Origin of the sequence: Pseudochrobactrum asaccharolyticum (genome assembly GCF_003314995.1) — a bacterium.
Classification (GTDB): Bacteria; Pseudomonadota; Alphaproteobacteria; order Rhizobiales; family Rhizobiaceae; genus Pseudochrobactrum; species Pseudochrobactrum asaccharolyticum.
In genome coordinates this window covers 221,989-248,921 of the sequence record NZ_QNRH01000005.1, presented here as the reverse complement: position 1 = coordinate 248,921, position 26,933 = coordinate 221,989, and the positions used below count along the sequence as shown (strand labels likewise).

Here is a 26,933-nt window from a genome sequence, read left to right as displayed (position 1 = left end):
TTTCACGCGGGGTAGCGGGTGGGAATTATTGCGCTAACCAGGCATTAAATCTTTGTGTTAGTTCTTCTGAGTGATCAGTCCAGAAGTTTACATCGAGTGCAACAGCACCATTCAGATTATCTGGAGTTGTCGGGAGTTCGGAGCGATATTGTTCCGGCACTAGCTCACCTGCATCAACGTGAGGCAGTCCATAAGCGATATATTCTGGCAGCTTAGCCTGATTTTCAGCTTTACTAGCATAGGCAATGAAATCCATAGCCGCTTCTTTATGCGGGCTATCTTTAAGAATAACCCAGCTGTCGATCGCATAAATACTGCCGGGGAACATAAAGCCGAGTTGTTTGCCTTCTGAACGGTTAAGCCCACTGATGCGACCATTATAGGCTGTGGTCATGACTACTTCGCCGGAGGTCAGAAGCTGCAGCGGTTGTGCACCTGCTTCCCACCAAATAATATCGGACTTTAAAGTATCAAGTTTTTTGAATGCCCTGTCGACGCCTTCAGGTGTAGAGAGAACCGTATAAACTTCTTCTGCTGGTACACCGTCAGCCATCAGTGCGAATTCAAGTGCATATTTAGGCCCCTTACGGAAACCGCGCTTACCTGGGAAGTTTTCTGTATCCCAGAAATCTGCCCATGATTGTGGTGCCTGTTTCAGCTTCGCACCGTCATATGAAAGGCCAGTCGACCAGACGATATTGCCAACACCACATTCACTGACGGCAGCAGGGAGGTATTTTTCTTTGCCGCCGAGTTTTTCCCAGTCAATTTTTTCATAAATACCATCAGCGCAGCCAAGGGCGAGTTCTTCTGACTCGACCTCAACAACATCCCAGTTTGGAACGCCAGCTTTGACTTTAGCTTGCAATACACCGTAACCACCCTCCTCTTTCATCAAGTAGTGGTTTTCCGCTCATCTCAGCATAGGGCTTAAAATGAATTACGCGCTGGGCATCCTGAAAATTCCCACCCCAGGAAACTACTGTTAGATCACGTGCTATAGCATTGCTGATTCCAAAAAATGCTATGGTGCAAGCGAGTAATGATGCTTTGAGTATTTTCATGACTTCCCCCTTATATTTATTCTTTTGTTGCTAACAGCAAATCATAGAACTGCAGGAATGGAAGTACCTTCGGCATATATGGTGAGTTTACTCACCATATATGCCGTTTAGTATGTAGGGGGGGTAATGGCACTGAAAATTTCACTCTTTTCATTGTGAACATTGCGAAAACTATGAGGCAAACGGCTGTCGAAATAATATGCATCACCTTGGCACAGTGTCTTTTTTTGACCTCCGACTGTTACTTCTACAGCTCCTTTTATAATCATTCCTGCTTCTTGAGCGGTATGGGTAAAAACTTTTCCTGAGCTGGCGCCTATAGCATAAGTTTCATGAAGCATTAATAATTGCCGATTGGGGTGGTTGAGCCCAATAACGCGATATGAAACGGTATCAGTTTTTCCGATTTCCGGTAGGTCTGCAGCATTGTAAAACGGAGTATAGGGTAGTCCTGATTGTAAGTCAGAAAAGAACCCCGGAAGTGTTGTGCCTAATGCATCGAGGACAGCACTTAGCGTGTCGATGGAGGGGCTCATGCGATCCCGTTCAATTAAAGATATTGTAGAATGCGAAATGCCTGAACGTATTGCCAGTTCACGGACGCTTAGGTCACGACGTCGGCGTAGCTCTCTTAGTTTGATACCGATTTTTGGCATTCTCTTTCTCCCACCTCACAGACTATCTGTCGAGTTTTGGTGAGAATAGTAGACGGTGGGGTGAGTGGCAATTGTATATAACTGAGCTGTGAATGATGCTGACCTTTCGTACTATTCGGTGAGATCAGAAAGGCATGAACATGACAGCGCGACTTAAAGCTCTTAAAGATAAAATAATCCGTATCAAGGAGCCGTCCCGAGACGCGATTTCAGACACGATATCGGTTGAGACAGCCGTCAAAGATATTATTTCGAATGTTAAAGCGCGTGGTGATGATGCTGTGCGTGAATATTCGAAAAAATTTGATAAAACCGTACCTGACCAGTTCGAAGTCAGTATGGAAGAGCGATTAAAGGCAGTTGCAGACCTTGATCTTCAAACGCGCTCTGACACTGAATTTGCAATTGCTCAGGTTAAAACTTTTGCCGAGGCGCAGCTAAAAACAATCTTGCCACTTGAAGTGGAAACCTTACCTGGCTTGCATCTCGGACACCGTGTTATTCCTATTGAGGTTGTTGGTGCCTATGTGCCGGGGGGGCGTTATCCTATTCTTTCCGCGCCGGTTATGACAATTGTACCAGCGAAGGTAGCTGGTTGTGATCAAGTAATTGCATGTTTGCCACCAAATGCACACGCAGCAATGATTGCCGGCTGTCATCTTTCCGGTGCGGATCGTATTTTCCGTGTCGGTGGCGCACAAGCAATTGCTGCTATGGCTTGTGGTACAGAGACAATTCCAGCTGTAGATAAAATTGTTGGACCGGGTAATGCGTTTGTGAATGAAGCTAAACGTCAGGTTTTTGGCCAGGTCGGTATTGATCAATTGGCCGGACCTAGTGAGATTTTTGTTGTTGCCGATGAAACAGGCAATGCTTCAATGATTGCTACAGATATGCTCGCACAAGCTGAACATGATGTGAGAACGCGTGTAGGGTTAATTACAACCGATAGGGCGTTAGCTGAAGCTGTTTTAGCGGAAGTGGATAACCAATTGTTAACCTTACCTACTGCAGATGTGGCGGGAGTTGCTTGGCGTGATTATGGTGAGATCACTATTTGTGCTGATGAAGAGACGATGATCGCTTATTCAGATTATATCGCTGCAGAACATTTACAGGTCCATACACGTTTCCCTCAGGAAATGGCTAAAAAACTGAGAAATTATGGTTCATTATTTATTGGGGAAAAGGCGAGCGTCGTCTATTCTGATAAATGTTGCGGGACAAATCATACACTCCCTACTATGGCCGCAGGGCGCTACACTGGTGGCTTATGGGTGGGGTCTTATGTCAAAATATGTACACATCAATGGCTTGATATTGCAGGTGTTTTAGCAGTTGCTCCACCTGCTATACGACAAAGTGCTACAGAAGGTATGGAGGGGCACCGTCGAGCCGCTGCTCTCCGTTTGAACGTATAATAACAATTATATTTATGGATGATAAACGCTGCTCTAGTGAAGTTTTACTCTTGAGCAGCATTTTTAAATAAATCATAAAAATTTGAAGATTAAGCATTGTGAATGACGGAGAGGGTGGGATTTATGCTGTCTATTAAATATATTTAAATCATTGATTAAATTATGTTTTTTATGTTTACTGTATTTTATTTGTACCAAAAATGCATTGAAGTATGATGTTTTTTGGAAGGTGTATACATATAAGTTACGGTTCTTCTGTTAGGTAAAGAACCGCTTTTGATACGATGAAAGCATTTAATGATATGTCATATTAGATTAATTATCGCATCTTAATATGCAAGTGGAGAAATATTTTTATAATATATTATTTCTCCACCTATTTATATTTATAAACTAAAATTTGAATTTGGAGTGAGCTTTTTTGGCTTCGAAGGCCTTTACTAGTTACGCTTGAAGACAAAGACAAATAACACTCGCCATACTGTCCCACATGGAAGCGAGGTGTTCCGGTGAGGGGGCAAAATTAGGTGAATGAACATAACGGTTTAGGGTGTCTGCAGAGACGAGCTGATCTGACTGTTGGAATTTTGTAAGTATGCCGACTTGTTTGTCATCTATTTTACCTGCAGTTCGAAGGTGCTTACCGACCTTGATCAACCGCGCTGCAAGTTTATCACCGTCATTTATTATTACGCCGGATTGTCCAATGTAGTTCTCAATTGATAGTTCTAGCAAGACCCGGAAAAGAACTGAAATTGCATTTGGGTGTTCTGTAAGCTGAAGGTTAAACTGAAGTTCATTCCAGATATGATGATGTCTTTGTAGCCGACCAGGCCAAATTAAACCATAATCAGTTTGAGGAATTAGTGTTGTCCGTTTGATTTGGCGTGCAACGGTGACAGATTTGTTTCGTTTTGCACTAACTGCAGAATGACGAGGTGAATGACGAGAAAAGGTATGCGCAGCATTAGGTAATACACCTTCGCGTTCAAGATCATCCAAATATTTGCGTTTACCATCTACGTCCCAAATATCACCTAGAACGAGTTTTTTGTTCGCTAAGTCATTGGCTACTCGTGCCATAGCAGATAAGCTGACATCTTCATTGTGAGTGTATTCGAAGCGACCTTTGGTGACACTGAAGCCAAGCCTATTTCTGAAGGGTTCAGAAGACAGCAATCGGTTCATAGTTGAACGAGGAATCTTTTTTGAGCCTGGAAGCATGTCTGCTTCTTTCAAACGCTTTTCGATTTCATCCGCTACGCTAATGCCATTACTTTGCCCCGTGCGTTCTATAAAGGTTGCCTTCATACGATCGTCCCAAGTTGACTGACCGACGCCATTTTGTGTGCCAGTGTGTCTGCGGAACAGGATTGCATCTATGCGCTCACGGTTTGCTTCCACCTGGCATTGAATGGTATCTGGAAAATGACCGGTCCACCGTGCGCGCTGATCGATAAAAAAGGATTGCAAATCGGAGTTGGGAGCCTTTCGAGGTGAGGCTAGAAGCTTGAGGGATGTAACACGTCTATTACCATCAAAGACGACGTATTTTTCACCTTCTGGTGCCACAAGGGGCATCTCAAAAATCCCGCCTTTTTCAACAATATCCTTAGTAAGGTTGCGCATATGGGTTTCGCGTTGATTGAAAAGCCAGGCAATGGCAGCAGTTTCATTTTCAAGCTCACCATGACGATCATTAGATCGATTTACTACAAGGTCGGAAATCATTATAGATTTAATTTTCATATAATCTCTCAGCGATGTGCTTATATCAAAATTTACTAATGCAAAATCCGAATTTGCTGACGTTCTTACTTACAGGTATTAGAGGCTATGGATGATTTACACAACCCTGTACGGAAAATGACAACACTGCCTAGACGTATGCGTAAGAAACCATTGGTTAGGCATGTCCTTTCTTCAGATGATCACAATTTTATTGGTCGTGTCTACCAGCTTAGTATCGTATCTTTAAGCTTCGATAGTTATGAAGAAATGGCGCAGTATCCGGATGTGAAGTATGCACTTGAGACTAACTGTGCTTTGAAACTCTTGGTCAGGAGGGTAGAGTCTCTGAACCTCGTTGGAGATTTACTTTGGCCAGAAAAATTACCTAATAGTTTTAAAGATTTTGCAATTTCGCGGTATGAGTGGCTGACAATCGCCGCAGATGTTTTTCTCATGCGTTATACTTCAGTGGTAGATTGTGCTTTGATTTTTACTAACGTTATATATGAGTGTGAACTTGAGGCGAGAAAATGCTCTTTCGACCAGTTTAAAAAAAGGGGTGTGAATACGGCCACTCTCTATGTGCTTGAACAAATGCTTGCAGATCAAGGGAAGCATCGTTTTGAACGCAATGCTCGGTTTCATCATGGTGAAGAGAGAGGGTTTACAGAAGACAGTATGACATTTGAATTGGCTGCCCGTTGGGAGCAATGGGGCAGGGGGATGGTTGGTAAAAATCGAGTTGGCCTAAATATTAACGTCACACGTTCGTTTCAAGAGGGGCTTGTTGAGTTGCAGCGCCAGTTTAATTTCTCAACGAGGGCTCTGATAAAGCGTTTAGATCAGTTCTATGATCTTTTAGAAATTGAATTTGAAAGTAGGTTCGGGCCTAGAATTAGAGCAGCAACACATGGGCTTAATGTTGGAAATCGCGTTCGAACATGAGAGATGCTTTCTGATCAACTTGCAAAGAGCTATTTGGGAGCTGAAAATAACGAGTATCGAAAAATATAAATGAATATCTCTAAAGCTTAAGCATATATTTTCTATATGTGCTCCTTATCAGCATCGATCAAATCGTGGTTGTAAGTTTGTTTGTTAGTGGGGCTTATAGTAACAGTTTATAAATTATCCTTGTAATCTATATAATTCACTTACTGGTGCAGCAATAACCTATCCAAGGGCAGTAATAACTATGAGCGACTGGAGCTATGGCGGATGGACCGGTAGCATTAATAGAGTTGTACGACGAGAAGTCAAAGAGCATTTTAAAGCTAACTCTGCTGCTCGTGGAGCACGTTATAGTCTGTACAGGCGTTTGCTAAGATATTTTTTGAAAATTCATAATTTCTGGAGATTTTTGGCAATTTATGTGACGATTAATACAGCGGTTGTGTTAAGCGAAATATTATCCGCCCCTTACATTAATTGTACTCGTCCAGATTGGCCTGGCTTTGTTGAAATACGTACTTTTGAGAATATATTTACTTGGTTGATGTCATGTACACCGCCTTCATGGTTAGCAATTGCTTCTACTGAATATGTTAGAACATTACTTTTAAATGTGGGGAGTTATTTTATTACAGCTCAAGTTGGAGCACTGGGTATTTTATCATTAGCACTGGCATTGGTAACGTTAATCGCCCAAGGGCAAAACTCCGAAACCGACGTTAAAGTCTATTATCATGAATCGCATGCATTTGAGATTGTATCAAGCAGTCTTGCGCTCCTATCAGTACTCTGCATTCAATTACTATGGCCTGTGCAATTTTTAATTCATAAACTGGGCTGGGGATCGAATATTCCTATATTTAAATTAATTTTGCTGACAGTTCACTTGACGTGGTTGCTTATAAACCTCGCCTCTTTTGCACATTTTATATCTGTGACATTTGGGTTCGTTCAGCAGTCAAAACGTGAGCAGTTGAGGGAATTGTTTACAGCAAATGTTGTAATGCCAATGGACATGCAGCAGCGTTTGAGGCGTGCTTTATACTCTAATGCTTCAGAGACATTACTTGGGCATGATTTTGATGGCAGCCAGCCGAATGTTATTTTTGGATATGACTATGGGAAGCCTCAGGTTGTCGAGATATCATCTAAGCATGCTCACAGCAGGGCCTTGATAGATGTACGTATGGTCTGGGTTCGTTGGGTAGCTAGACGATGGAGAAACCGTTGTATTCATGAGGCGGAGAAAGCCTCTGACTTCCATGGATGGCCTGTACACAATGGCCCATTGCTTTTGTTTGTTCCAAAATTGGATTTTCCTAGAAAAGGAAAATATGAGTGGTGTCTGCGGCGAGGTGGCGTACCTCTTACAAGGTTCGAAAAAATTATTCTTAGAGCAGCTTTTAAATTTAAAAGGGTAAAGGGTGATGTTTGATCTTCCGCGACCTGAACAAATTATTGAAGAATTGGCTGATAAGGTCGGTGTGCAAATTGATAGGGACGCACCAGTGGCCTTTGATAGCGCCCTAAGAGAGATGACGCGATATCATCGCTTTCTATTGCATCTCGGTGCCTCAAAAACAACGGATGGGTCACCGTTTAACTTAGCAGAAATTGCTGGTGATGCTTGGTCTCCTCCTCATCAAGAATGGAATAAGCAATACATAAGGTTGTTTGAAAGAGCCGCTAATAAACTGGAAGATAACGATTACTACATAAGATCGCTTTCATATGCTCCATCTAGAATTCTTCCTCGTCGCGACGGACAAAAATTTTCTCAAAACACACTTATAAGCATTGCGGACATGTTTCCAGCATTTGTTCATCGACTTGAAGCATGGGTCACTAAGCATTCGCTACAAACTATCAGTAGCCTCTCGTCATCTGTGGGCAGAGGTCTTTCAGGCTCAACTGCTAAGAGCTACGAAAGCGTTTTGCCCGTACTGGTTGGTTCCAGTGAAAGTTGGCTGCATAGCATCGTTTGGTTGTTTGACTGGGAGGGTGATCCCGCAGGTGAGAAGAGTGATACATGGGTTCGCTATAAGGAGAGCTGGCCTGTATTATGGAGACACCTCCAAAATACAGCTTATTGTCTTGCTGTTGCCGTGTGGAATGATGACCGGTTGGGTGCTGACTATTTCCGTGATGCTTTGGTGAAATGGAGACAGGAACTAAGTTACAACTTGGATAGTCGATCTGAATTGCGTTGGCATCGTCTACTTTTGCCGGATGTCATGACATTAAATTGGGTCGATGCAAGCAAGAAAGCCGCCGCACTGGGTTATGAATATGATCCAGAGCCAAGCCCTGCTACAGTGTTTTCTAATGTAGTGCATCAATCATATGATGATGTATTAAATCTAACTGCGGCAACATTTTTATTTTGGTCGATCAATAAAAAAGTAAAGTCAGACCTCGCAACTCAAACAGCTCAACTCCTTTTAGAGCGTAAAGTGCTTGATGGCGAAGCCATGCGTCCGTCGTATCGAGAAGTAAATTTCCGTCATCTTTTGTTAGATGTGTTACGAATTGAGATGGCCGGATATCGCTTTCAGGATGGCACTTATGGAGCAGAATTAGATAAGCTAGTATCAAGGCTTGATAGTATGACAGAGCGTACTGTCGTTAGCGGGAGAGTTTTTACCCCTTCAACAATTCATGGGCGTGAAGAACTAAGGCCTGCGATTGTTGCTATGTTGGTAGCTTGGCTTCCACAAGAACCTGATGCAGTGTTAGGCGAAAGTATTAATGCTCTTGCTTCCAAAGTGGCCCTCCTACCTGATGAGGACGGTTCTTTACGTAGTATATTGCATGAAATTAAAAATTTACGGACATTGTTAGAAAGCCCAAATGATAACTTTATCAATTTCGTTGCAAACTTAACAACTAAACAGTCTCCAGCAAGCGCTGTTATACACCTCGCCGAGGAGTTGAAAAAGATTGAACAGTTGATAAGTGAAGCTCGTGCTCAGCGGCTTAAATCTATCGCCGTAGATCAAAGTAAAATTAATATTTTGCGTGATAATGTTGAGAGTAAATTATTGCAATTACCGGCAAATATTCAATTTTTTTCAAAATTTACAATTGATACAGAGACATTGCTAAATCCAGATAACATTTTTACTGCCCGTTTAGATAATGTTAAAAAAGGGCAATTCGTTACCCCTGCAATGGAGCAAGAGAGCATTAACTTCGGAAATGTACTAAGCTCTAACGTTTCTTCAATTGCAGCTAATCGCATATGGAGGTTATTCACAATGAGGCCTCGCATTTCGATCGAAATTTCTGAGAACCTTGAAGATAAAGCGTTTTGGCAAAAAGCTGTACCTTATATAGCCGAAGTTGGGCCGAACCCTGTTCTAATTGTTTCAATTGCCGCTGAAGCGAAGTCTTTTCAACGTTTTATGTACAGTGATGCAAAAGGACGTTCAGAGCTTCGAATTGAACGACAGCAGAAAACTAGCGCTGAGGGACACTTTATCGCAAATGTTGAAGGCGTTGACGTGTTTTGTGCAAATTTTGAGGCTGGAGTAGCGTGGTTATTCTCATCGGAAGCATTGCGATGCGTCACGTATGCGGAGGTAGACGAGAGTAAACACTTTATAGAGGCTTCATTTGAAGAGGATGATTCTAAGAATGGCAGTCTGGCCTTCAGCTTCTACCAAAGAGCTGAATGGGCAGACCTTCCAATCTTCGAAATCAAGATGAATAATTCAGTGATTGAATGAGTAGCATGTATCGCCATATATCGCATAATCCTTAAGCATTCCTCCATTGTTTACGTCATTAGAAAATGATGATGAGCTTGGGTTGTGGAAGTATGCCTTAAGCGAACTATGCTGTTCTTGGTTCCATAAATATCATTTGATAACTTAAAACGAACCATTTATAATGGAACCATGTAAATGGAACTTTATGGTGGTTCGTATGTTTGTGAGAGCTTACCTTCGTGCATCGACGAAAGAACAAGATGCCAGCAGGGCGAAAGATGATTTGTTTCAGTTCGCTAGTGATAAAGGCCTGAAGATTGCAGCCACATATATTGAAAATGAAAGTGGTGCATCGCTTAACCGTCCGGAACTGTTCCGTCTGCTATCTGATTGTCAGGCAGGTGATATTTTGCTGATAGAGCAGGTGGATCGTTTAAGTCGTTTGAATGCGAAGGACTGGGAGCGTTTGAAATCTGAAATCCGTGACAGACAGGTTAAAGTTGTTGCTCTTGATTTGCCGACATCATGGGGAATGGCATCTTCGAGTACGGATGAATTTACTTCGCGTATGTCAGAAGCCATCAATAACATGATGCTGGACATGATTGCGGCCATTGCCCGTAAAGATTATGAGGATCGTCGCAGACGGCAAAAACAAGGAATAGCTAAGGCTAAAGAGCAGGGGCTTTATAAAGGGCGTCCGGAGAATAAATCCCGTAATGAGGCTATATTGAAAATGCTTGAAAGCGGCCAAAGTTGGAATAGCATCATTCAGGCCACCGGATGTTCCAGATCAACCCTTTCGCGGCTGAAGAATGGGGCGCAGGCATCACTTTAAACGTTTGCAAGCTCAAAAAACTGCGTCGAATTATGAAACGGATGTATTATGACAGTTGAAGGTCGCTCCCCACGTCTTGCAGTTCTTATTGATGCTGACAATGCATCGGCAAAAATTGTCGATGGTCTCTTCGAAGAGATTGCAAAGATCGGGGAAGCCAGTGTTAGACGTATATACGGTGACTTCGTAAGCGCACGTTCTAAGTCATGGATTGAAGTTCTTGCAAGGCACGCGATCATTCCGCAGCAACAGTTTGCATATACAACGGGTAAGAACGCCTCAGATATTACTTTGGTTATTGATGCAATGGATTTGCTGCATAGTGGGCGCTTTGATGGTTTCTGTTTAGTGTCGTCTGATAGTGATTTCACACGGCTTGCTGCACGTATCAGAGAACAAGGGGTGGACGTTTTCGGTTTTGGGGAGCAAAAAACACCGGAGAGTTTTCGCCAAGCGTGCCGTAGGTTTATCTATACAGAAAACTTGCTTACGCCGACCATATCTAATGGTAACGAAACAGGTAGCACGCCAAACGCACTTCAGCCGCCAAGTGCCGCCATTCCAATAATCAAGAAAGTTATTGGACAGATGGAATCTGAAGATGGTTGGGTGCAGCTAGGGGCTGTTGGCACTCAGCTTGCCAATCTAGCGTCTGACTTTGATCCACGGAATTATGGTTTTCGCAAACTTAGTGATTTGGTGCGAAAGACAAATGCATTCGATATTGAACAGGTTGAGGGAAAACCTCTACGAATTCGTATCCGGAAAGTAATTAGCAAGGCGAAGAAGAAAACTTAAAAGCCTTCATATTTACGTCACCTGAGCCAAGTGATCACTGATGATTGGTTTGTGAAGTGTAGCAAACCCCGCTTTATGCGGGGAGAGCAAAAAGCGATTATTTTTTAGAGAATGGCTGTGTTGCGGAACCGCTGCTTAGGGTTTTTCCTGATGCATCTACAGCCTTGACGGTAATTTTATAGAAGTGTGTTCCTGATGGCGGGCATGGACCTTTGTATTTAAAGGCGCCATAAGGAAGTTGTGCCTGCCCTTTGAAGGCTACGCTGCCCCCGCCATGATCAAAGCTCGATGCATTTTGATCAATCATTTTGATCAAAAGTTTTGCTGTGCCTTGTGGAACATTCGATAGTTTGATTGGCGGAGACTTTGAATCAAAACATTTTTTTGTTGGGCCCCATTCAAAGGCAACCCCCATGTCTGCCGCGAATGCATTGCTTGAGACAATTAATGTTGCTGCACTTATCAATAGCAGTTTATGCATGATGTTCTCTTGTGATTTTGCGAATAGGTTTTCATGTCAAAGCATGATGTGAAAATGGGCAGTATAACTGCCCATTTAAGTGATTAGAATTTTACGCGAATACCAGCAGTAACACCTGCTACGCCAATGTTTTTGGCTTTCAGCATTTCACCGTCATTCATATATTGAACGTTAAGTGTCTTGTTTGTTTCAGCTTTGCCGAGCCAGTGGTAAGTGCCTGTAACGGTGAAGTCTACGTTTTCTGTAACTTTATAACCAACGCCAAGACCGAGGCCGCCAGCAAAGTTTGTCTGGCTTTTAGATGGGAATGAAGCGAAATCGTCAGGATAAAGGTTTTCGCCCTGTTTGGCAGAGGCTTTCATGAAAGACGCGCCGATTTCACCGAATGCATCTAGGTAAAAACGGTCTGTGAGGTCATGGATATAACCTGCGCCTACGAATACGCCATGTGCGCGAACGCGAAGGTCTTGATCGTAGTCATCGCCACCGAAGGTCGCATTTCCGCTATAGTCGTGTTGACCGAAATAACGATACGAACCTTTAACGTAGTAGTTAGGGGCAAGCATATAGCCTACGCTAAATACTGCTGCGACGGAGCTATCTTTTTTATCGGTATCGTTGAGGTGGATGCGGTCGCCTGATACTGCATTTTCAGTAAAAGCTGTACCAATTGGATTGATGAAGTGGAGTGCACTTGCATTAGACCATGCGCCGCCGACACCTGCATCAATAAACCAACGAGGTGAATCTGTGGTAATAGCCGCTGGTTCAATAACTGGCGCTACGATAGCGTCCGCAGCTACAGCCAAAGTGGTGGAAATTGAAAGTGCGGTTGCCGCGATGACTAAGATTTTCATGTTTATCCCTGTAAGTCATATTGTTCGTAGTTTATGTGATTTAGTTATTTTACGGTTAATTAATAGTTAATTTTTGCATTTGTATTTATAATTTTAGTTGTGTTGTTTAAATGGCACATGTAATTTTGAATAAATTAAATTTATCTAATTTAATTATTGTGAAATTATTAGTTTATAGCGACTTATTATTGTTTTTCGACGACATGAACATTGATCATGTTCTGATTGGCCATCATTCCCATGCCCATTGCGGCGCCCGCTGGGTTAAAACCTTTTGATACAAGCCAATTGTAATGCCAGTTGTTGTAAACAAACATGAACACAATGCTGGCTAAGCCGAAAGTGCATAGAACGGCAAGTAGGACGACTAAGAAGCCAACGAAATGACCGCGAAACAATGCGGGGAATGGACCAAAGAATAGGCAGGTCCAAGATACTCCTTTAAAACCGACTGCTGTTTTGTGGGTAACTGGTTCTATCATTTGAATGGGGTATGCCATCGAAGCGACCTCTGTTTTCTGACCTTAGCCGTGTTGTGTATGTTTCTGACGGGTTGCAGCTGATTGGCTGACTGACCCGATACTTGTGATCGCTTCGTTCTGCACTTCATTTGCCCCCGACATCGTTATTTGAACCTACTGAATTCATTAACGTGTGTTCAAATTTAATATGTGCCCATCAGTCCGTCGATTGTCAAGCCGTCTATACTGTTAATCGTTCTATGAACGCAAGACAGATTATTGGTTGGAATTTACGGAAACTTCGTGTGGCTAAGGGCTTCTCTCAGGAGCGGCTAGCCTTGGAGTCAAATGTTGACAGGTCATATGTTGGAAGAGTTGAGCGGGGCACGGAGAATGTCACGATTTCGACGCTGGAAGCATTAGCTGATGCACTGCAAGTGACAGTCAGTGAGCTTTTTGATGTTCCCGACAAGGATGCTTTGCCACCACAGCCAATGAAGGCGGGGCGAAAATATAAATAATTGGAAATGTGCTATGTTATGTGGCTTAGCTTACAAACTAAGCGCGTAGTAGGCTCAATTCAAAGCTCTGGTCTGTAAGCCTTGCTTTATTATGAAGTACAGACCGCCTCCCGCTATCGATACGACGATGATTATCGCCAGAGTGATGTAAACACTCGTATTCTTTAATGCGAAAGCCATGGCAAATGGCGCTATGGCAGATAGCACCAATCTCGCAGACATCAGTTTTCCCTGCATCGCACCATATCCGGCGCTTCCAAATAAATATAACGGGAGGGAACCGCTTATAATGCTGAACAAACCATTGCCGAAACCAAACAAGCAGGCGAATAATATCGCCGCAGGGATATAAGGCGCGCCGATCATCAATATCATAACGGATAAGGTAATGAACGAGGCTGCGATGACGGCTAAGTTCACGGGGGATAGGGCTTTCCCTGCCATCATATTGATCAGGCGGCTGGCGACTTGCGATGGCCCGAACACTGCGCCAATAAAGGCTGCTGATTTTGCCAAGCCCAATATGGCCAGTAGCGGGATCATATGGACAAGGATTGCAGAGGATATCAGTGCCTGCAGGGAAAATGCTGTTAGCAGTACCACGAAGCCTTTACGTCTTGATGCCAAAGGCAGTGTGCCAGCTACAGAAGATATTTCTTTGCCGTCATTCTTACGTTGGTCATGAATTGTTTTACTAGTGCGTGTCAGGGAATAATGCAGCGGCAGGCATATCACCAGATGGAGACCGGCAAAGACCAGATAGATTTGCTGCCATGTCAGCCATTGCAGTAGTAATGATGTGAGTGGCCAGAAGATGGTGGATGCAAAACCGGCTATCAGTGTCAGATAGACAATGCTGCGCTGGGCAACCACTGGTTTGATCTGCACAAGCAGTGCAAAGGCGGCTCCGTATTGTACAAGATTGGCTGCAATCTCCACGACTGTAAGCGTTACAATGAACGCCAGCGAATTGGGGGATGTTGCGCAAAGTATGAGAGCAAGGGCTGCAAACGCAGAGCCGACTGTCATAATTTGTGCGGCACCTAAGCGATCAATGAGTTTGCCCAGCCAAGGTGCCAGCACACCACCTGCTAGCAGGGCTATGGACAATATCCCATAAACCCATTCCGTAGTTGCCTGATAGCCATCCGCAATAGACGGAGCCAGCACACTGAATGAATAGTAGAGTGTGCCGTAGCCAATGATTTGTGTGAGGCCAAGGCTCAGGATTGCATAAGCAGGAAGGCGATGATCGGTCATATGGATTTCAACGAAACATGGGTTTCCAGTTTCTCTGTGGCTTCCTTCCGTTCACTGTAACGGTCGGTCAAGTGGTCAGAAATGCCCCGTGTCAGGATAGTGAATTTGATGAGTTCTTCCATAACATCGACAACCCTTTCATAAAATGAAGAGGGTTTCATGCGTCCGGCTTCATCAAACTCCTGCCATGCTTTGGCGACTGATGATTGGTTGGGGATTGTAATCATGCGCATCCATCGACCGAGTACACGCATTTGGTTCAAAGCATTGAAAGACTGCGAGCCGCCGGAAACCTGCATCAGCGCCAGTGTGCGGCCTTGCGTCGGGCGTACAGAGCCGCCCGCTAAAGGTATCCAATCAATTTGTGATTTCATGACCGCACTCATAGCGCCGTGGCGTTCAGGGCTGGTCCAGACTTGCCCTTCTGACCATACCATTGCTTCCCGCAACTCCTGAACCTTACTGTGATCAGCAGTGCTGTCATCTGGCAATGGCAGGCCGTCAGCATGATATATTCGTGTTTCTGCCCCCATAAATTCCAGCAGGCGCTGTGCTTCCAGTGTTAAAAAGCGGCTGTAAGAACGTTCTCTAAGCGACCCGTATAGAAGCAGGATACGAGGCTTATGTGTCAGTAAAGGTGCTTGGAGCTTATCGTAATCGGGCGCACGATACGCCTGCAGGTCAAGATTGGGCAGTGTCACGATTATCTGTCCTTTTGCTCATAGGTGATCTGCTCCCCGTCTTCTTTGGTAAAGTTGACAGCGGGATTTTCCAGAAGATCAAGAACACGTTCTGACGGGCGACAAAGGGCTGTGCCACGAGGTGTGGCCACAACCGGTCTGTTCATCAGAATCGGATGTTGCACAATGAAATCCAGCAACTGATCGTCTGACCATTTCGTATTGGCTAAATCCAGTTCGGCAAAAGGCGTGCCTTTTTCCCGCAGCAAATCCCGCACGGAAATTTTCATGGCAGCAACAAGTTCTGACAACTGTTCTTTGGATAGCGGTGTTTGCAGATATTCAATGATGACAGGCTCTTCACCGCTGGCGCGGATCATAGCGAGTGTGTTGCGTGAAGTTCCGCATTTAGGGTTGTGATAGATTGTAACGGACATCAGATATCACCTGTTTTGGTTTGATTATTGCCTTGTTCGTACCAGCCTTTAGACCGGTTCACGATCCAGACAACGGAGAGCATAACTGGGACTTCCACCAATACGCCGACAACAGTTGCAAGGGCGGCACCGGAGCTGAAACCGAAAAGGCTGATCGCGGCGGCAACGGCTAATTCGAAGAAATTTGAAGCGCCGATCATTGCAGACGGGCCAGCAATACAATGTTGTTCGCCGGACATCCGGTTCAGGATATAGGCCAGACCGGAGTTGAAATAGACTTGGATCAGGATCGGTACAGCAAGCATGGCGATGATCAGAGGCTGGGCGATGATCTGTTCTCCCTGAAAACCAAAGAGCAAAACAAGCGTAGCAAGAAGTGCGACCAGCGATAGTGGCTGTAATGCTTTCAGCAGTTTGTTTAAGGACTGGCCATCATTCTTAGAGAGCAGGCTATGTCGTATCAGTTGTGCGATGATGACGGGAAAGATGATGTACAAAACCACTGAGAAAATCAGTGTATTCCACGGTACGGTGATTGCAGACAAACCTAAGAGCAGCCCGACAATCGGCGCAAAGGCAATGACCATGATTGCGTCATTCAGCGCCACCTGAGACAATGTGAAATGTGGTTCACCCTTAATCAGGTTTGACCAGACAAAGACCATTGCTGTGCATGGTGCTGCAGCAAGAATAATCAGACCCGCTATGTAAGAGTCAATTTGGTCTTGCGGGAGATATGGCCGGAACAGCCAGCCGATGAATAGCCAGCCCAGCAAGGCCATAGAGAAGGGTTTAACCGCCCAGTTGACGAAGAGTGTCACGCTGATGCCACGCCAATGCTGGCCGACTTGACGCATCGCTGAGAAGTCGATTTTAAGCAGCATGGGAATGATCATCAGCCAGATGAGGATGGCAACGGGTATATTGACTTTAGCGATCTCGGCTGCCCCGACCATATGGAAGGCTGCGGGAAACAAATGCCCCAAGGCAATCCCTATGATGATACATAGGGCAACCCAGAGTGTTAGATATCGTTCAAACACAGACATGACTTTTCCTTGGCCGGTTTCATGCCATGGAACGAAACCAGCCTTAATTAAATGTGATAATCAGAGAATTTCAGATTGTTATGCAGGAGGATTCAGACTGGATGATCCGGCTGCTCCTTTGACGTACAGCAGGGCGTAAGACTCTGGATAAGGGGAGTGCAGAGTTCTTCACTGCCGCCACAACAATCCTTGATCATGAAAAGCGTCAGTTCCCGAAATGCATCAAGATCAGCGCGGTAGATGATCGACCGGCTCTGACGTTCCCCTTTGATCAATCCTGCACGGGACAGCGTGGACAGGTGGGCTGACATCGTGTTTTGAGGTACATCCAATGCACTTGCCAGTTCACCTGCCGGTAAACCGTTCGGTTCGTGTTTGACCAGTAGCCGGAAGGTTTCCAGTCGTGTGGTCTGTGCTAAGGCTGCTAGTGCCGTGATTGCTGTTTCATTTTCCATATATCTAGAATAATGGATATATGGAAAATGTCAAACGATTTGTTAGTCGTTTGACATTCGAGATTCACAATGAATGAAAATGTCAGCACTTCTGATTTTTGAATAAAGGAAAATAGAGGTGTCTTAAAGTGTAACTAATGAAGATGCGCGGCAAACAAAACTTATGTGGTGCCTTAAAATGGGATGTCTTTTTTACATCTCATCTCTCTCTGATGGCGGAATTAATGATATTTGTATAATTCAGCATTAGGTATATTATCGAAGTATTTATCCCATGAGGCGTTTTCAGGATAAACTCCATCTGTAAAGATGTTTTCACCCCTTCTGGCTTTAATCCTGTTGCTTTTATAACAGTAATCTATGAATTTTTTTATTCCTTCTATATCGCCGTAAACAGGACCGAAAGTTACTTGTCTGAAGTTTGAATTTTTTGTTTTCAGGCGTAATCGATTGTTGTTGTCTACCTCTACTATTTTCATAAAATTCTCTTTTGTAGAGGGGTGTATAATCAATAACCCGTGGATGTGAGGGAATTCACATTGCTTAGAACTAACCCCATATCGACTGCCTTCTTGATCATAAAAACATATCATCATTGGTTGCACGCGATGTTTGAATAACTTTTTGTAATTATTGCCAACCAGTGATCGGCATATTTGATGATGTAGATGATTATTTTTCTTACCAATAGAAAACTGTATGTTTGTTGAGTTCCAACTCGTTGGCTGTAAATGGCCTGTAAACTCATATATGCATGTGGTGTCTATCGAAGTAGCACTGTACTGATAACCTTGATAAGCATTTATTAAGTTTAGAACGTGTGTAACTTCAGCGTTACGCACATTTTCATTGTTGTTATGCACGTTTTAAATTCCTTTTCTTGTGCTTTTGGCAATACTATTCATTGGCCTCGAAGCAGAGCTAAGAGAGCCTATTTAAGTTGCTGGATGTTGATTTGTGGTGGATAAGGAACTGTTAAGCGCTACAGTTGTGTAGGTCACTTACATTATTGTTCATTACCGAGCCATCTACTCTTATTTATCATTCTGTGATTGAGAATGAATGCAGAGGTAAGAGGCCTTTGCATCTTTATTTATCGATTTTCGCAGTTTAATGCGTTGCCTTTGAATTGTATGCAAAGGCAAAGAATACGCTTGAATTACGGGAGGCGTGTTAATCCCACGGTGCTGCCATAGAGTTTTCATAGGCTTTCACTGCGTTCCATTCTGCAGTGATTAGACTAAAGCCTTTATGGTCATTATTGGCTCGAAGTACGTCCCCGACTTCCTGCAGTTTTGCTTTCAAACTCTCGAGGTCGATGTGCTTGTATTTATCATGCATTGATCAATGCATCTAAGTCCCTTCTGTTATGCACTACTGACTCAGGTCTTCATCACGATAAATACGTGATGAGGGTGATTGACCTGCAGTGAGTTGCTAACAAAAGTATTTATCTTGCGTGCGCATCTTACTTGTCGTTCAAGGACAAATATTTCCAATCTTTGCTGACATGTTGCATATATGTCACGATTTCTTCAAGGGGATAACCATGTCCATAACGAGACCCCATACCATGATCTTTGTGCCCCATGAGATAATGCTGTAATTCTTCCGGTATGCGATGTCTTCGCATGCGATCTTTAAACGTATGCCGCAGACTGTAGATGGCATGTTCGTCAGTTTCCAAAAGTCCATTGTTCTTCATGAATTTATTTATCAGTCCAGACGCATTGGATGGGCCATTACCAGTAGCATATTTGGTGAAGCCATGTGGGAAGTCTTGGAAAGACCTCAAAGAATAACCGACGAGTGGGATTATACGCTTGCGGTGTGCAGTCTTTAGTTGTCGGTTCTGATTTTCTTGAATGATGATATGGGGAACCGTAGCGCTTAATTTGATCTCATGATCAGGATTAAGGCCGCATAGTTCTTTAAATGAGCAGCCTGTATCAATCACTGCAAACAATAGGGCTTTAGCGCATGGGTTCAGTGTTGCGAATACATCTTCTTTGAACCAGCGTTCATTCAAGAAATCTATAGAGAATGGTGGGCGTGCATTATCTTCAGCTATAAAATTCAAACCATCAAAAACTGTTTCACTCTCGTCATCGTGAGCGAGCTTATAGGTTTTGATTAAGACGCGCATATGCGTGATATATTTACTTGCAGTGTTCGCCTTAATTTCCTGCGATGCGATCTTAGCTTTTAAACTTTTATGAAAATCACGAGTTTGTTGGCGCGTTAAAGATTCCAGCTCAATATCCTTGCCTAAAAATGCGGTTAACTGTTTCACCGCATTTTGAAGGGGATTTATCTTTTTAGAGCGTTCTCTATCACTCAATGGACTCAATAGGTGTATTTGATCCGTTTCATAAAACGTGACAAGGTCGGATAGTTTGATGGTGGGTGTAGCTGTACCAAAATAACTCTGAAGTTCGCGGCCTTTTGGTTTGCCTGCTTTTGTCCAGTTAGTATGAGTTTGTATAAACTCAGTTGGGTTTTGGAGGAGTTGGTCAAGAGGGGTGTATGTCCGACCCTGCATCTCTGCAATTTTAACGATTTCTTCATAGCTCAGGTCAGTGGCGCTGGTTAGCGTTTCACCGGCACGAAGCTTTTCCATGAGATTTTGATAATAAGGCTCGACTTCACCATATTTTCGTAAGGCGGTTAAATGATCTTTTGTTTTTAAAGAGACTTTAAATTCTGCTTTTCCGGCTAGACCTCGCAGATGTGCGGGGATGACGAGACGAAAGACAAAGTTCTTTCCTCGGACGTATAAATGGGGAAGGTCAGGAGAGAAGCGCTTCAACGATTTTGTACCACCTTTTGTACCACCTTTTGTACCATTTTATAATGGAATAAGTGGAAAATCAATGATTTCAATGGCTTATATTAGTAAAATGGCGGAGAGAGCGGGATTCGAACCCGCGATACGGTTCCCCGTATACACACTTTCCAGGCGTGCGCCTTCAACCACTCGGCCACCTCTCCACTCAAGACTGATATTTGTAAATGATATCAATCAAAACATCGTATCTGCAAACAGTGGTTAGCTGTTAAACGTCTGTTTCGGCGCGGAATATAGCTATTATAAGCGCATGATCAATAGTTATTTCTCATTTCTGTAAAATCAGTTGATTTTCTGGGGCTTTTATCACGTTATTCGATATGAAAAACAGTATGAATTTAAATCTATCTATCTGAATTTAAATGATTTTATTATTTTGTGGATGAGTGAAGATATTTGCCGGCAATACGCCTGTGAACCCCCACTTAAGGGTGTTATGGCACGCGGTTTTGTATGCTTATAAAGATTTTCTGCGAATCTTGAGTGAAATAGCATGGTGCAAGTTTCTGATTTCGCACTGGGATTTTCCCGCATAGGAGGGGCAAAAAGAGCGATGCTGCCATGGATTTGATCGCATTATGAGTATATTCTTTTAAAAGCGGCATATTCGGATGTGGCGTTTTCAATAAACGGAACATAAGTGACCATGCGTGTGTTTTTGAATTTTCTGGCCATCTGGTCACTGGGTATCGGTTTATTATTTGGCGTTTTCGATATTGCCCGCTCTGTTGCCCAAAGCCGGCTGGTCTTTATGCCTTTCCTGCAAAATTTACAGGACTACCTGCCTGAGTATCTGGCGGCATTTTCGGCTTTCATAAAACGGAATTTAAATGTTTCTGTTTGGGATCACTGGTTTATTCCGGTGTTGAATATGCCCGGATGGTTATTGTTTTTGGTTTTAAGCATATTATTTTTTATAATGGGTAATATCGGTCGCAAATCTCACACTAAGTAAATTTGCAGACGACCGGTATCCATAGAATTACCGGATTGGAATGATGATGTTCAGACAATATCCCGAGCATAAGTTACGACTGCCAACAAGTGATGAAGCGCTGACTGGCCGTGAGCAAGCGATTGCGACTTCCGAGGCGCATTTTGTTTCCGGTCATTCATTGCATGGTCCTTGGCCGCAAAATTTGCAGAAAGTTCTGTTCGGCATGGGGTGCTTCTGGGGCGTTGAGCGCCTGTTCTGGCAGGTGCCGGGTGTTTATGTCACCGCTGCTGGTTATAGTGGTGGTTTGACGCCAAACCCGACCTATGAAGAAACCTGCACGGGTCTCACGGGCCATAATGAAGTTGTGCTGGTGGTTTATGATCCCGCGGAAGTGTCTTTTGAGCGGTTGTTGCAGATGTTCTGGGAAGAGCATGATCCGACACAGGGCATGCGTCAGGGCAATGATATCGGCACAACATATCGCTCGGGAATCTATGTCTATTCTGATGAGGATATGAAAACTGCTGAGGCCAGCAAGCAAGCTTATCAGGAGGCTTTGTCAGCGCGTGGTCTTGGCAATATCACGACTGAAATTTTGCCTGCCGGAGAACTCTTTTATGCAGAAGGCTATCATCAGCAATATCTGGCCAAGAACCCGCAGGGTTATTGCGGCTTACGCGGCACAGGCGTTTCCTGCGTGATTTGAGAACCGGCAGATTACAATTTCGTGTCGAAATTTGTGTAAGCATATAAATTTAAGATGAAAAAAAATCCGGCTCATGCAAGATTGAGCCGAATTGAAAATTGAACGGGCGGTCAAAGCGGAAAATTTCGCATAGCCGGCGGGTATTGTTACGCGCAGATTTACTGCGCTTTCGGAGGGTGAGTGGTAATGAAGCGTATCGTTATGGGCCTGTTGGCCGCAACTCTGAGTGTTTCAGCTGCTTATGCAGCAGAGCTGAAACCTGCTGTTGTCTATGACTTCGGTGGCAAATTCGATAAGTCTTTCAATGAAGCCGCCTATAACGGCGCTGCCAAATATAAGGCTGATCACGGCACCAATTATCGTGAATTTGAAATTCAGAATGATGCTCAGCGCGAACAGGCTCTGCGTAAATTTGCGCAGGATGGTAACTCACCTGTTGTAATCGCCGGTTTCTCGGCAGTGTCCGCGATTGAAAAAGTATCCAAAGAATTTCCGGATACAAAATTCGTGATCATCGACGCTGTTGTTGAAGGTCCGAATGTTCGTTCCGTTGTCTTTAAAGAAGAAGAAGGCGGTTATCTCGTTGGTCTTCTGGCTGCTATGGCGTCCAAAACCGGCACCGTCAGCTTTGTCGGTGGTATGGATGTACCGCTGATCCGTCGCTTCTATTGCGGTTATGCAATTGGTGCGATTGAAGGCAAAAAAGGCACGAAAGTTCTGAATAACTGGACCGGTGATACACCGGCTGCGTGGAACGATCCGGCTAAAGGCAGTGAAATTGCCAAAGCCCAGATGGATCAGGGTTCTGACGTGATCTATCATGCTGCCGGCGGTACCGGTATTGGTGTGCTTCAGGCCGCAGCTGATGCAGGCAAGCTCGGCATCGGTGTTGACTCCAATCAGAACGGCCTGCATCCGGGTCATGTTCTGACTTCGATGGTGAAGGGCGTAGATACCGCTGTTTACAAAGCCTTCGAGGATGTTGCTGCTGACAAATTCACAGCCGGTATTGTCCAGATGGGTCTGAAAGACGACGGCGTGAGCTATGCGATGGACGAAAACAACGCCAAGCTGATTACACCTGAAATGAAGACTGCAGTTGAAGCCGCCAAGGCTGATATCATTTCCGGTAAAATCAAGGTTCATGATTATACCACAGACAATAAATGCCCTTACTAATTGTAAAGGCTGAATAATGAAAAAGGGCAGTGGTGACACTGCCCTTTTTCATATTTGAAACTAAAACGATTTCACCAGTGCGGTGGCTTGGTCACGGTAATTTCAGGCGCTGTTTGTTCTTCCAGTTCCAGAAAGCGATCGGTGAGGGCACTGAGTTTTTTATTCAATGCGGTAATCAGCTTCCATTGCTCGGCTATTTCGCCGGACAGCTCTTCAATGGTTTTTTCCTGTTCAGCATGACGAATTTCTAATTCGGTGAGCCGCTCAGACAGATTTTCTGACATGGGTGGGATCCTGCTGTTCAGAGAGATGTGGATAGCAGAGCATAATTCCTGAAATTAAAGTCAGTTCAAGATAAAATTATGTTCTGCTTTAAAAGTGGTGGAGTGTCTTTTGGGCGTTCAAATGCGCGCCCAGCGCTCTCATATAATGTAGGATAATGATATTTCACGCTATTATGAGGGGTGAAATGTGGCTTAATGGTGGTTTACACACAGCTTTGTGCAATAGCATATATTGATAACTGGACAGCGGAATCAGTTAAAGAAATTTTTAAGTCAAATGTTTCCGTTTGATATTTTGTAATGATGCATTTGATATAAACGCTCCGGCAACGCGCCGTAGCTGATTAACGGATGGGATGATGGCGCAGCCTGCACTTGAATTGACCGGAATTGATAAGCGTTTCGGCGCTGTGCACGCCAATCGTGCAATTGATCTGCGGATCGAAAAAGGAACCATCCACGGAATTATCGGTGAAAACGGCGCCGGAAAATCGACGCTGATGTCGATCATTTACGGATTTTATCAGCCCGATAAAGGTACAATTAAGGTCAATGACCGTGTTGTGCAGATCAGCAATCCGGATGCAGCCATCGCTGCGGGCATTGGTATGGTGCATCAGCATTTTATGCTGGTGGACAATTTTACGGTTCTGGAAAATGTCATGCTCGGCGCAGAAGGTGCGCCTCTGTTGTCGGCCGGTATTGCCAAAGCCCGTGAACAGCTGAAAGCGCTTGAAAAAGAATATGCGCTCGATGTTGACCCGGATGCTGTTGTCGGCGATCTGGCTGTTGGTCTGCAGCAGCGTGTGGAAATTCTGAAAGCGCTTTATCGCGGCGCTGAAATTCTGATCCTTGATGAACCGACCGGTGTGCTGACACCGTCTGAAGCGGATCATTTGTTTCGCATTTTGCGTCAGCTCAAAGATCAGGGCAAAACTGTTGTGCTGATCACGCATAAGCTGCGCGAGATTATGGCTGTGACAGATAATGTTTCGGTTATGCGTCAGGGTACAATGGTTGCCACCCGTAAAACGGCTGATGCAAGTGTTGAAGAACTGGCCGAGTTGATGGTTGGCCGTCGTGTTTTGCTGCGTGTGAATAAAGAAACGGCGAAACCGGGTGAACCTCTCTTGCAGGTTAAAAATCTGGTGGTGCGCAATGCGCAGAAAACCACTGTGGTGGACACGGTCTCGTTTGATGTCCGTGCCGGTGAGATTGTTGGTATTGCCGGTGTTGCCGGTAATGGTCAGTCAGAACTGATCGAAGTGATTGCCGGTATCCGCAAGGCGGAAAGCGGCGTGGTGATGCTCAATAATTTGCCGGTCAATGTGACCGGTAGTGCCCATCCGGCAGAATTGCGCCGCCGTGGTCTCGCCCATGTGCCGGAAGATCGTCATCATATGGGGCTGGTGCTGGCCTATGAAGAATATGAAAACTCTATTCTCGGCTATCATGATGATCCGCGCTATCTCAAAGGCCCGTTCCTGAATATCGAAGCGATTATGCAGGACGCTAAGGGTAAGATCGCGCAATATGATATCCGTCCTGCCGATCCGCGTTTGAAAACCGCCAATTTCTCCGGCGGTAACCAGCAGAAAATCGTGCTGGCGCGTGAGATGGAACGTAATCCCGATGTGCTGATTGTTGCTCAGCCAACACGCGGCGTGGATGTCGGAGCGATCGAATTTATTCATAAACGTATCATTGAAATGCGTGATGCCGGTAAGGCAGTCTTGCTGATTTCTGTTGAGCTGGATGAAATCCGCTCGCTGTCCGACCGTATTCTGGTGATGTTCGCCGGACGTGTGGTTGGTGAGCGCGGGCCAGAAGCCGGTGAAGGGGAGATCGGTCTGCTGATGGCCGGTATTCAGGACGACGAACAGACACATAAAAAGACAAGCGAAAAGGGCCTGCATTCATGATCAGCTCAACACCGGCATTGCTCATCATAGATATGCAAAAGGCTATTGATGATCCCAAATGGGGGCGTCGCGGACAGCCGCAAACAGAAGCCAATCTGCAGCGTTTGCTGGAAGCATGGCGCGAACGCCGTTTGCCTGTTGTACATATCCGCCATGATTCAACCGATCCGCAGTCGCCTTATCGCGCAGGCACGGAAGGCAATGACTTCAAAGCCGAGGTAGAGCCGCAGATCGGCGAACCAGTGGTTGATAAACGCACCAACAGTGCTTTTATCGGTACCGATCTGATGGATGTGCTTGATGAATTGCAGATCCGCTCGCTGGTGATCGGTGGTGTGTTGCTGGAAAATTCCGTTGATGCAACCGTTCGCATGGCGGCTAATCTTGGTTTTGAAGTGATTATTCCGCAAGACGCTGTGGCCAGCACAGAGCGCACAGACCTGAACGGACGGGTATGGAGCGCTGACGATGTGCATGCGCTGACACTCGCTGTGCTGCAGGGCGAATATGCACAAATCCAAACTACCGAAACTGTGATCGGAATGCTGCCATGAGTCAGCCTTTTGCCAAATTACCGCGCTGGGTAGATTATGGTCTGATCCCGACGCTTAATCTGGTCGTCGCCTTTCTGATGGCCGGTCTTGTGGTGTTGCTGGTTGGTGAAAACCCGCTGGATGCCGCATTGCTGATGGTCAAGGGGGCTTTCGGTTCCGGTGAAGGGATCGGCTATACTCTGTTCTATGCCACGAACTTTATCTTCGCCGGTCTTGCCGTTGCGGTGGCGTTTCATTGCGGGCTGTTTAACATTGGCGGTGAGGGGCAAGCCTATATCGGCGGCCTTGGCGTGGCGCTGGTCTGTCTGTGGCTTGACGCCTCGATGCCGTGGTGGATTACCATGTTTGCGGCTTTACTCGGTGGTGCACTGTTTGGTGCGCTCTGGGCGCTGATACCGGCATGGCTGCTGGCAAAACGTGGTTCGCATATCGTGATCACCACGATTATGTTCAATTTCATTGCTGCCAGTCTGATGGTCTATCTGATTATCAATTTCATCAAGCCGCTTGGTGTGATGGCACCTGAAAGCCGCGGATTTGCGGAAGGCGGTCAGTTGCCGAAGCTTGATTGGCTGATGAGCCTGTTTGGTATGGAAATCCGCTCAGCGCCGTTGAATATCAGCTTTTTGCTGGCTCTGCTGGCCTGTTATCTGGTGTGGCTGCTGATCTGGCGTACGAAAATCGGTTATGAAATCCGCACGATGGGGCACAGCCCGCGTGCCGCTGAATATGCGGGGATTAATCCGTCGCGCACAATTATCATTACCATGCTGATCTCCGGCGCTTTGGCCGGCATGATGGCACTGAATCCGGTGATGGGCGCACAATATCGTTTGCAGCTTGATCTGGTTGCCGGTGCTGGTTTTGTCGGTATTGCTGTGGCACTGATGGGGCGTTCGCATCCGGTCGGGATTATTCCGGCGGCTATTCTGTTCGGTATGCTCTATCAGGGCGGGGCGGAAATCGCTTTTGATATGCCGAATATTTCCCGTGATATGATCGTGATTATCCAGGGTCTGGTGATCCTGTTTGCCGGTGCGCTGGAGCATATGTTCCGTCCGGCGTTCCAGCGTCTGTTTATGCGTCTGGCTTCCCGTAATACCGCAACAGCCGTGAAAGCAGGGGAGTGAGCC

The 26,933-nt window shown here is 45.0% G+C and carries 26 protein-coding genes, 1 tRNA gene and 1 pseudogene; 13 read left to right on the top strand and 15 right to left on the bottom strand.

Translation table 11 applies throughout. From position 1 onward, the window contains the following. Positions 1-25 precede the first annotated feature (25 nt). Both DFR47_RS14945 and DFR47_RS14940 read right to left on the bottom strand, forming a co-directional pair. Positions 26-1,064: pseudogene (locus DFR47_RS14945) on the bottom strand (ABC transporter substrate-binding protein). Between the two features lie 107 nt (positions 1,065-1,171). Next, a complete protein-coding gene (locus tag DFR47_RS14940; protein WP_113945200.1) occupies positions 1,172-1,720 on the bottom strand; it encodes a cupin domain-containing protein in 549 nt (182 codons plus the stop codon). 140 nt (positions 1,721-1,860) lie between these two features. On the opposite strand from DFR47_RS14940, the gene hisD reads away from it, so the two are divergent. Next, complete coding sequence (gene hisD / locus DFR47_RS14935; RefSeq protein ID WP_113945199.1) at positions 1,861-3,141, top strand: histidinol dehydrogenase; 1,281 nt, start codon at positions 1,861-1,863, stop codon at positions 3,139-3,141. A gap of 444 nt (positions 3,142-3,585) precedes the next feature. Here hisD and DFR47_RS14930 read toward each other — a convergent pair whose 3' ends face one another. Continuing rightward, positions 3,586-4,890, bottom strand: coding sequence for a hypothetical protein (locus DFR47_RS14930; protein ID WP_113945198.1), 1,305 nt, complete (start codon positions 4,888-4,890; stop codon positions 3,586-3,588). 87 nt (positions 4,891-4,977) lie between these two features. Between DFR47_RS14930 and DFR47_RS14925 the strand changes: the two genes are divergently transcribed. From DFR47_RS14925 to DFR47_RS14905, 5 genes are all read left to right on the top strand, one after another. Continuing rightward, positions 4,978-5,817: a hypothetical protein gene (locus DFR47_RS14925; protein WP_113945197.1), complete on the top strand. Its 840-nt coding sequence runs from the start codon at positions 4,978-4,980 to the stop codon at positions 5,815-5,817. Positions 5,818-6,067: 250 nt separating this feature from the next. Beyond that, positions 6,068-7,258 carry a hypothetical protein gene (locus tag DFR47_RS14920; protein ID WP_113945196.1) on the top strand — a complete coding sequence of 397 codons (1,191 nt, stop codon included), beginning with the start codon at positions 6,068-6,070 and terminating at the stop codon, positions 7,256-7,258. Continuing rightward, a complete protein-coding gene (locus DFR47_RS14915) occupies positions 7,251-9,551 on the top strand; it encodes a hypothetical protein (RefSeq protein WP_113945195.1) in 2,301 nt (766 codons plus the stop codon). The genes DFR47_RS14920 and DFR47_RS14915 overlap by 8 nt, the downstream gene beginning before the upstream one ends. A 199-nt stretch (positions 9,552-9,750) precedes the next feature. Continuing rightward, on the top strand, positions 9,751-10,371 hold the full coding sequence (locus DFR47_RS14910) for a recombinase family protein (RefSeq protein WP_113945230.1): 621 nt from the start codon (positions 9,751-9,753) through the stop codon (positions 10,369-10,371). A gap of 48 nt (positions 10,372-10,419) precedes the next feature. Next, positions 10,420-11,169, top strand: coding sequence for an NYN domain-containing protein (locus DFR47_RS14905; RefSeq protein ID WP_113945194.1), 750 nt, complete (start codon positions 10,420-10,422; stop codon positions 11,167-11,169). 97 nt (positions 11,170-11,266) lie between these two features. On the opposite strand, the gene DFR47_RS14900 is transcribed toward DFR47_RS14905, so the two are convergent. The 3 genes from DFR47_RS14900 to DFR47_RS14890 all read right to left on the bottom strand — a co-directional run bounded on the left by DFR47_RS14900 (position 11,267) and on the right by DFR47_RS14890 (position 13,007). Next, positions 11,267-11,650 (bottom strand): YbhB/YbcL family Raf kinase inhibitor-like protein, encoded by a 384-nt coding sequence (locus DFR47_RS14900; protein ID WP_113945193.1) that lies wholly within the window; start codon positions 11,648-11,650, stop codon positions 11,267-11,269. Between the two features lie 83 nt (positions 11,651-11,733). Next, the gene (locus DFR47_RS14895; protein WP_113945192.1) at positions 11,734-12,507 is read right to left on the bottom strand and encodes an outer membrane protein; all 774 of its coding nucleotides are present in this window, start codon (positions 12,505-12,507) and stop codon (positions 11,734-11,736) included. A 185-nt stretch (positions 12,508-12,692) separates the two neighbouring features. Further along, positions 12,693-13,007: a hypothetical protein gene (locus tag DFR47_RS14890; RefSeq protein ID WP_210207317.1), complete on the bottom strand. Its 315-nt coding sequence runs from the start codon at positions 13,005-13,007 to the stop codon at positions 12,693-12,695. A 221-nt stretch (positions 13,008-13,228) separates the two neighbouring features. On the opposite strand from DFR47_RS14890, the gene DFR47_RS14885 reads away from it, so the two are divergent. Continuing rightward, on the top strand, positions 13,229-13,489 hold the full coding sequence (locus DFR47_RS14885) for a helix-turn-helix domain-containing protein (protein ID WP_113945191.1): 261 nt from the start codon (positions 13,229-13,231) through the stop codon (positions 13,487-13,489). Between the two features lie 54 nt (positions 13,490-13,543). Here the strand turns inward: DFR47_RS14885 and arsK are convergent, their stop codons facing one another. The 8 genes from arsK to DFR47_RS14845 form a co-directional block, all read right to left on the bottom strand. After that, positions 13,544-14,749 (bottom strand): arsenite efflux MFS transporter ArsK, encoded by a 1,206-nt coding sequence (gene arsK / locus DFR47_RS14880; RefSeq protein ID WP_113945190.1) that lies wholly within the window; start codon positions 14,747-14,749, stop codon positions 13,544-13,546. Continuing rightward, positions 14,746-15,456, bottom strand: a complete 711-nt coding sequence (gene arsH / locus DFR47_RS14875; protein ID WP_281011647.1) for an arsenical resistance protein ArsH — start codon at positions 15,454-15,456, stop codon at positions 14,746-14,748. Before arsH ends, arsK begins: the two co-directional genes overlap by 4 nt. Further along, positions 15,453-15,866, bottom strand: coding sequence for an arsenate reductase (glutaredoxin) (gene arsC, locus DFR47_RS14870; protein ID WP_113945188.1), 414 nt, complete (start codon positions 15,864-15,866; stop codon positions 15,453-15,455). The genes arsH and arsC overlap by 4 nt, the downstream gene beginning before the upstream one ends. After that, positions 15,866-16,915, bottom strand: a complete 1,050-nt coding sequence (gene arsB / locus DFR47_RS14865) for an ACR3 family arsenite efflux transporter (RefSeq protein ID WP_113945187.1) — start codon at positions 16,913-16,915, stop codon at positions 15,866-15,868. The genes arsC and arsB overlap by 1 nt, the downstream gene beginning before the upstream one ends. Positions 16,916-17,007: 92 nt before the next feature. Beyond that, positions 17,008-17,370 carry an ArsR/SmtB family transcription factor gene (locus tag DFR47_RS14860; RefSeq protein WP_113945186.1) on the bottom strand — a complete coding sequence of 121 codons (363 nt, stop codon included), beginning with the start codon at positions 17,368-17,370 and terminating at the stop codon, positions 17,008-17,010. A gap of 221 nt (positions 17,371-17,591) precedes the next feature. Next, a complete protein-coding gene (locus DFR47_RS14855) occupies positions 17,592-18,233 on the bottom strand; it encodes a hypothetical protein (protein WP_113945185.1) in 642 nt (213 codons plus the stop codon). 605 nt (positions 18,234-18,838) lie between these two features. Continuing rightward, complete coding sequence (locus tag DFR47_RS14850) at positions 18,839-20,179, bottom strand: DUF6538 domain-containing protein (RefSeq protein WP_113945184.1); 1,341 nt, start codon at positions 20,177-20,179, stop codon at positions 18,839-18,841. Between the two features lie 92 nt (positions 20,180-20,271). After that, a tRNA-Ser gene (locus tag DFR47_RS14845) sits at positions 20,272-20,361 on the bottom strand. A 497-nt stretch (positions 20,362-20,858) separates the two neighbouring features. Between DFR47_RS14845 and DFR47_RS14840 the strand changes: the two genes are divergently transcribed. The 3 genes from DFR47_RS14840 (at position 20,859) to DFR47_RS14830 (ending at position 23,040) form a co-directional block, all read left to right on the top strand. Next, on the top strand, positions 20,859-21,173 hold the full coding sequence (locus DFR47_RS14840; protein WP_147245575.1) for a hypothetical protein: 315 nt from the start codon (positions 20,859-20,861) through the stop codon (positions 21,171-21,173). 43 nt (positions 21,174-21,216) lie between these two features. After that, positions 21,217-21,861 (top strand): peptide-methionine (S)-S-oxide reductase MsrA, encoded by a 645-nt coding sequence (gene msrA / locus DFR47_RS14835; protein ID WP_113945229.1) that lies wholly within the window; start codon positions 21,217-21,219, stop codon positions 21,859-21,861. Positions 21,862-22,047: 186 nt separating this feature from the next. Further along, positions 22,048-23,040 carry a BMP family lipoprotein gene (locus DFR47_RS14830; protein ID WP_113945182.1) on the top strand — a complete coding sequence of 331 codons (993 nt, stop codon included), beginning with the start codon at positions 22,048-22,050 and terminating at the stop codon, positions 23,038-23,040. 71 nt (positions 23,041-23,111) lie between these two features. Here the strand turns inward: DFR47_RS14830 and DFR47_RS14825 are convergent, their stop codons facing one another. Beyond that, positions 23,112-23,324: a SlyX family protein gene (locus DFR47_RS14825; RefSeq protein ID WP_113945181.1), complete on the bottom strand. Its 213-nt coding sequence runs from the start codon at positions 23,322-23,324 to the stop codon at positions 23,112-23,114. Between the two features lie 359 nt (positions 23,325-23,683). On the opposite strand from DFR47_RS14825, the gene DFR47_RS14820 reads away from it, so the two are divergent. From DFR47_RS14820 to DFR47_RS14810, 3 genes are read left to right on the top strand one after another with little or no spacing between them, the layout of a single operon-like run. Next, positions 23,684-25,246, top strand: coding sequence for an ABC transporter ATP-binding protein (locus tag DFR47_RS14820; protein ID WP_113945180.1), 1,563 nt, complete (start codon positions 23,684-23,686; stop codon positions 25,244-25,246). Continuing rightward, complete coding sequence (locus DFR47_RS14815; protein ID WP_113945179.1) at positions 25,243-25,800, top strand: cysteine hydrolase family protein; 558 nt, start codon at positions 25,243-25,245, stop codon at positions 25,798-25,800. The genes DFR47_RS14820 and DFR47_RS14815 overlap by 4 nt, the downstream gene beginning before the upstream one ends. Beyond that, positions 25,797-26,930 (top strand): ABC transporter permease, encoded by a 1,134-nt coding sequence (locus DFR47_RS14810; RefSeq protein ID WP_113945178.1) that lies wholly within the window; start codon positions 25,797-25,799, stop codon positions 26,928-26,930. The genes DFR47_RS14815 and DFR47_RS14810 overlap by 4 nt, the downstream gene beginning before the upstream one ends. The last annotated feature ends 3 nt before the right edge of the window (positions 26,931-26,933 follow it).

Bases quoted from the DNA above. Each gene is read 5' to 3' on its own strand.
- DFR47_RS14940 (WP_113945200.1), bottom strand. From the start codon at position 1,720: ATGCCAAAAATCGGTATCAAACTAAGAGAGCTACGCCGACGTCGTGAC.
- hisD (WP_113945199.1), top strand. From the start codon at position 1,861: ATGACAGCGCGACTTAAAGCTCTTAAAGATAAAATAATCCGTATCAAG.
- DFR47_RS14930 (WP_113945198.1), bottom strand. From the start codon at position 4,890: ATGAAAATTAAATCTATAATGATTTCCGACCTTGTAGTAAATCGATCT.
- DFR47_RS14925 (WP_113945197.1), top strand. From the start codon at position 4,978: ATGGATGATTTACACAACCCTGTACGGAAAATGACAACACTGCCTAGA.
- DFR47_RS14920 (WP_113945196.1), top strand. From the start codon at position 6,068: ATGAGCGACTGGAGCTATGGCGGATGGACCGGTAGCATTAATAGAGTT.
- DFR47_RS14915 (WP_113945195.1), top strand. From the start codon at position 7,251: ATGTTTGATCTTCCGCGACCTGAACAAATTATTGAAGAATTGGCTGAT.
- DFR47_RS14910 (WP_113945230.1), top strand. From the start codon at position 9,751: ATGTTTGTGAGAGCTTACCTTCGTGCATCGACGAAAGAACAAGATGCC.
- DFR47_RS14905 (WP_113945194.1), top strand. From the start codon at position 10,420: ATGACAGTTGAAGGTCGCTCCCCACGTCTTGCAGTTCTTATTGATGCT.
- DFR47_RS14900 (WP_113945193.1), bottom strand. From the start codon at position 11,650: ATGCATAAACTGCTATTGATAAGTGCAGCAACATTAATTGTCTCAAGC.
- DFR47_RS14895 (WP_113945192.1), bottom strand. From the start codon at position 12,507: ATGAAAATCTTAGTCATCGCGGCAACCGCACTTTCAATTTCCACCACT.
- DFR47_RS14890 (WP_210207317.1), bottom strand. From the start codon at position 13,007: ATGGCATACCCCATTCAAATGATAGAACCAGTTACCCACAAAACAGCA.
- DFR47_RS14885 (WP_113945191.1), top strand. From the start codon at position 13,229: ATGAACGCAAGACAGATTATTGGTTGGAATTTACGGAAACTTCGTGTG.
- arsK (WP_113945190.1), bottom strand. From the start codon at position 14,749: ATGACCGATCATCGCCTTCCTGCTTATGCAATCCTGAGCCTTGGCCTC.
- arsC (WP_113945188.1), bottom strand. From the start codon at position 15,866: ATGTCCGTTACAATCTATCACAACCCTAAATGCGGAACTTCACGCAAC.
- arsB (WP_113945187.1), bottom strand. From the start codon at position 16,915: ATGTCTGTGTTTGAACGATATCTAACACTCTGGGTTGCCCTATGTATC.
- DFR47_RS14860 (WP_113945186.1), bottom strand. From the start codon at position 17,370: ATGGAAAATGAAACAGCAATCACGGCACTAGCAGCCTTAGCACAGACC.
- msrA (WP_113945229.1), top strand. From the start codon at position 21,217: ATGATGTTCAGACAATATCCCGAGCATAAGTTACGACTGCCAACAAGT.
- DFR47_RS14830 (WP_113945182.1), top strand. From the start codon at position 22,048: ATGAAGCGTATCGTTATGGGCCTGTTGGCCGCAACTCTGAGTGTTTCA.
- DFR47_RS14825 (WP_113945181.1), bottom strand. From the start codon at position 23,324: ATGTCAGAAAATCTGTCTGAGCGGCTCACCGAATTAGAAATTCGTCAT.
- DFR47_RS14820 (WP_113945180.1), top strand. From the start codon at position 23,684: ATGGCGCAGCCTGCACTTGAATTGACCGGAATTGATAAGCGTTTCGGC.
- DFR47_RS14815 (WP_113945179.1), top strand. From the start codon at position 25,243: ATGATCAGCTCAACACCGGCATTGCTCATCATAGATATGCAAAAGGCT.
- DFR47_RS14810 (WP_113945178.1), top strand. From the start codon at position 25,797: ATGAGTCAGCCTTTTGCCAAATTACCGCGCTGGGTAGATTATGGTCTG.